The 5,114-nt window shown below is 37.0% G+C and carries 2 protein-coding genes and 2 pseudogenes; all 4 read right to left on the reverse strand.

Going from position 1 to position 5,114, the window contains the following annotated elements; genetic code table 11:
* Positions 1 to 173: helix-turn-helix domain-containing protein (locus HZY94_RS03615; RefSeq protein ID WP_179925053.1), on the reverse strand; the 173-nt coding region annotated here is incomplete at its 3' end.
* 262 nt (positions 174 to 435) lie between these two features.
* A pseudogene (locus tag HZY94_RS03620) lies at positions 436 to 2,337 on the reverse strand (DEAD/DEAH box helicase family protein); the annotation flags it as partial.
* 1 nt (position 2,338) lies between these two features.
* Positions 2,339 to 4,362: pseudogene (locus tag HZY94_RS03625) on the reverse strand (DNA methyltransferase).
* A 376-nt stretch (positions 4,363 to 4,738) separates the two neighbouring features.
* Complete coding sequence (locus HZY94_RS03635; protein ID WP_322783465.1) at positions 4,739 to 5,089, reverse strand: transposase; 351 nt, start codon at positions 5,087 to 5,089, stop codon at positions 4,739 to 4,741.
* Positions 5,090 to 5,114: the final 25 nt, after the last annotated feature.

The raw sequence follows: 5,114 nt of genomic DNA on the forward strand, positions 1-5,114 counted from the left end.
CTCACTTGTTGTAAGACTTGCCCTCGCTTGATTTCGTTATTGATTGTTTGAGGAGCTCTTCTAAGTAGGCGAGCAATTTCTCGATTGGATTTTCCTTCTTTGTTCCATCGTTCAATGTAGCGACGATCATTAATTGTCAAATGTTTTCCTTTTGTTGTATAATTGTTTTGCATCTCTGTGCCCTTCCTTTTGTTTGTGGTGAACAACAAGTATAGCACGGAGGTGTTTTCTTATACCTTACAAAAGGATTTCATTTGACAACAGGGACTTTTGAAGCTGTTTTGAGGGCTAAACCAAGGCTATCATTAGCCTTGGCCAATTAGCCTAACAGCTCCAAACCTATTATCAAATGAAATCAGACAACTCATCAGAATGAGTTGTAGTACTTATCTAGCAGATAGGATGGGTGGCTAACTTCATTTTAAAATTTTTGTTCATCGAAGAAATAAGAGGGAGATACTTTTTTAAATTATGGAATTGATAAAATTCCAGTCGTTGAATGGCTTTTTTAATAAAGCGGGCATCAAATCCTTTCACTGGAATCGACTTTGTAGGAATATTCAAACTACTCATATCCTGATAGGAGACTTCACGACTCCCATAATTCAAATTTCGTTTAATAGCGACTGGATGAGAAATCCCATATTTTTGAATTGAATTAAACCAACCATCGTCCACTTCTTCTGTTTCATTATAATAGATTCTACCTGTTTTATAAGCCTCTGTTCGCTTGAAAGCAGATTTAACTTTGATTTCAAGTGGTGGATTTTTCTTATCCTCACCTGTCGGTAAATCCATTTGTTTTAAAGAACTCACCAACTGCTTCAAATATTGAGGCTCATTCATGGTGTGATAATGGAGAGTTTCCAATAATAGTTGCTTATTCGAACTATCCTGATCAAACCGACGCCGATAGCTTTTTACACCCTCTAAGACAAATGGATAATAACGAGCTCCACGACCAATCAGCTGCGCTTCAACTAGGGTAGCTTTTTTATTGGTTGGAGCCTCCTGTTCAATGCGGACAATATCATATAGATTTAAGACATCCCAGCCCTCAGTCAGTTTTGCGACTGCAAAAACCACACGGTATAGATTATTAGGACTTTCCAGCGTATTTAAGGCTTCATATTGTCCCTTTTCTAGCATATTCCCACGTGCATCATTGGCATTTAAGATATTTCTTGGATCAAAGTCCTGTTTAATCTCATGAACAATTTTAGCAAGATTATTTTCATTTTTGAGATAGTAGTTGTAAGCCAATTCTAAAGCAGAACTCTTATTACTATCCAACAGCTGCTGACGTTTAATGAAATTTAACAAATCAGTCACATTAAGATTCTGGATCAATTCATTAAAAAGTCTATGAGCCTCCAAAGAAACAGTAACTTTTGCAGACTTAAACATAATTACAGGTTTAAAAGTACCTGTAACGCCTTCCGCATAGGCACGGTATTTTCGAAACTGAGAAAGTAAAACAACATTTAGCATTTTATCTTGATCACTTGCAGACGTTTCAATCCGCTTGACTTGTTTAGAATAGCCATCAAACATAAAACGATTCAAGGGATAACGGTAGACAACTTTATCACGATACTTGTTATAGATCACATCCTTCTCAAAATCAACCGTTGCTGTAAACTCTAAAAGAAGATTTTTCTGATTCTGATCATCTCGAGCTCCTAAAACTTTATGAATAGCTGATTCCCAAGTGTTTTCAGATTCCTTTTCAGACTTCGTGCTAGCAGAATAATGATGGGCTTCGTCCGCTAAAATTGCAACAGGATGCTTTTCATAGTCTACAAATCCCATCGTATTTTCTTTAATAACAAATAGGTCATCAGACAGTTTTTGAACAGAAGATAATTTTATGTAGATAGTATTGTCTTGCTGAATACGTGGAAAGCGATCAACCTGTTGAATGGAAATTTGTTGCCCCTCAACTTCAATCTTATCTTGAAAAAGATACTTGTCACTAGTTTTATGGACCAGATTCTCCTTAGTTTTCATTAAAACTGAATTGGTATTAACCGTAAACAAAAAATTACGATAGCCTTGCTCCTGATAAAGATAAAGAATTAATCCTGCCATCAAGTCGGTTTTTCCAGAACCAGTTGCCATATTAAAAAGAACATGTTGAGGACTAGGCTTTACCTGTGTCTGCGTATAATGATAGTTTCGAATCGCTTGATCCTGATAATGACGTAGTGTATGGACTAGGTTTGCATTAATATATTCAGGAATATGATAACCCTGATGCTGACTGAATAAATCCTTTTCAGCCTCTTCAGCCTGATCTACAAGGGGAAATCGTAGCACCTTAACTGCTTTTGCCATCTTATCCCTCCCCCTCGTAGAAACTCTTATTGAAATAGTAATCTTCATCTGATAAGAGGTGACGAACATTCTCATCATCAATTTCTGAATAATTGTAATAAAGGCCATTCTTATCCAAAAGTTTTACAAGCAAACGTTTATTATCTTCAAATCCCTGAGACCAATCAATCTTGTCTAAATCCGCACGGAAAGAAATATCAGCAGGATCGTTAGTATCCGTACCAGTAAGCATCCGAGTATAAACTGCTTTCAACTCATTAAGGTCTTTAGCCTGAATAATATCTTGCAAGTAGCCCATGTTCTTAGGCATTAGTTCAACATAGATGAAAGAGCCTCCCCCTTGCCAGTTAACATCTTTGGAGATACCTCCTTGTTCTCCATCCATTACTTTTTGAAGACGTGGAATCGATACAGTGTTAGTATAGTCCATTTGCTCAATACCAATAAAGCGACGATGCATTTTCATCGCAACAGCTTGAGTAGTAGCAGAACCCATGAAAAAGTCTAGTACAAGATCCCCTGGTTCACTGGCAATATCAATTATTCTTTTAAGGTATCCCTCGGGTTTAGGAAATGTAAATATCTTCTTATTAAATAATTTATCTAATTCACGTGTACCTGTAATAGATAGAAAGTTAGTCTCATTCCAGAAAGACTTTGGCATTGTTGTCGAAGTACGTCTCTTTACATACACTCTAATAAGCCCATCATTACTTTGACGCGCTACTAAATCATCAGATTGACGTTCAGCCTTTTCTCTCCCCCAACGCCAAACGCTTTCTCTCCCTTCAACAGTTGTTGCCCACACTTCTGTCGAACCTTCAAAACTATTAACCTTAGGTTTCATGAATCCATTCTCATCTACATCATTAACATTTACATAGAACGGATAACGTAAGTTTGGCCGATTCGTGGAATTAAATGCGACAGTATTTTGATTTCGCAAATCCTTAATATCAAAACCGCCATTTAGATCAAAATACTGAAATGACTTTCCTTGTATTTCCATTTCATACATTTTAGCTTTTTCAAAATTAAGACTATAAACCAATGCATATTCATGTGTTTTTGCAATACTTCCATATCTCCTCCCTTCAGTTTTCACTATATTAACAATAGTTCCTTGGAAGTTTTGTACACCAAAAACATCATCCATTAAAACTTTGAGATATGCTTGCTCATTATCATCACATTGAACAATAATAATACCTTCATCAGATAAAAATTTTTTTGCAATTTCTAAACGATTTTTGATAAATGTCAACCACGATGAATGATTGAACTTATCATTATAAGTAAAGCCGTCATTCCCTGTATTATAAGGTGGGTCAATATAGATAAGTTTAACTTGTCCTGAAAAAATGTGACTAATCGTATGTAAAGCCAACAGATTATTTCCTTTGATAATCAGATTGTCTTTCTCCTTATCAAAAGAAACAATCCCATTATCTACCTCTGCTCTGCTCTGCTCTGCTCTGCTCTGCTCTGCTCTGCTCTGCTCTGCTCTGCTCTGCTCTGCTCTGCTGATTGTAGCCCAAACCGTTTTACATTAGCAAGTACTTTCTTATCGAATAGGCGGTCAATTTCATCTTTTTCAATAACTTCGTTTAAGAAGGCATCATCGTAACCATTCTCTGCATCTTCTTTAGTCATCGAAGCTGTAAGAACACCGTCCTTAAATGGAAAATCTAAAACAACATCTTGACTATCTTGTAAGAATTTTCCCCTTGAAGCTAAGCCAACACGATTTTCATATTTAGTATAGCTCGTGTCCCAATAATCATTATAGAGCAGACTTTCTTCAAGCTGTTCGATTTGAAAAAGTTTTTGGCCTGCAACTTCCTTAATAAAATGTTGTTTGATAACGTCTACTTCAAGTAATTTTCCCAAAAGTGGTTCATCGTAGTTACGTAAATCATCTGTCAATTTTGAGCGATTCAATTCTTCCCCGACAAAATACTTGTGGCCAAAAGACGATAAAGCTCTTTTCAACTCATCAAAAATTCGTGGTTCAATTTTGGTCATTTTACCTATCTCCTAAATTTTTTAAGGGTGTATCCATTTCTAATACTAAAACCCTGTAAATCTAATATACAAAAAAACGGTTCTTTTGCAAGTTGTGTGGAATTCCTGAAAACCGATAGTCATGGAATTTGATAATTGTAGCTTTTTAATGACTGTACCCTGGCTTCTTTCGAATTTCTATGAGATGCTTCCCCTGTGGTGGGGGACGGCAGCGACCTCTAACGAGTTCCATGCCTTAGTCGGGAACCGAAGTTTCCCGACTCCCCCCGATTCCAAGCTGGCAAGCTTGGAATCTTTTCACCACTAGGTTGCGCATTTCTTCTAATTCTTCAGAAGCCTATGATACACGCCCTCCCCTCCTTAGAGGGGAGGATTTTTAGATAGAGTGGACAGCAGGAGATTGCATCCAGTAAACTCTGGCAAATAAATGCTCATGTTTCCGATAGCCGAAAGCAGAGCGCTTCAGAAGCTTAATTTTATTATTAGTTCCTTCAACGAGGCCATTATTGTAAGGCACAGAAAGGGCTAGACGGATAGATTCTTCCTTCTTTAAAAGAAAAGCTAGCTTATCACGAAAGCTTTGAGGGAGGAGCTCTGAATTTTGGCTCTCTCGAATCAAGTCAAAAAAGTAGTCCGCATTTCTTTCCTTAAAATATCCAAGTAGCAGTTGATAAAGGTTCCAAGTTTCCATCAACACAGGGCTATAATTGGCCAGTTCTAAAGCTATATCTTGTGCTCATAACAGACTCATA

This window comes from Streptococcus danieliae (assembly GCF_013415245.1).
Lineage (GTDB): Bacteria > Bacillota > Bacilli > Lactobacillales > Streptococcaceae > Streptococcus > Streptococcus danieliae_A.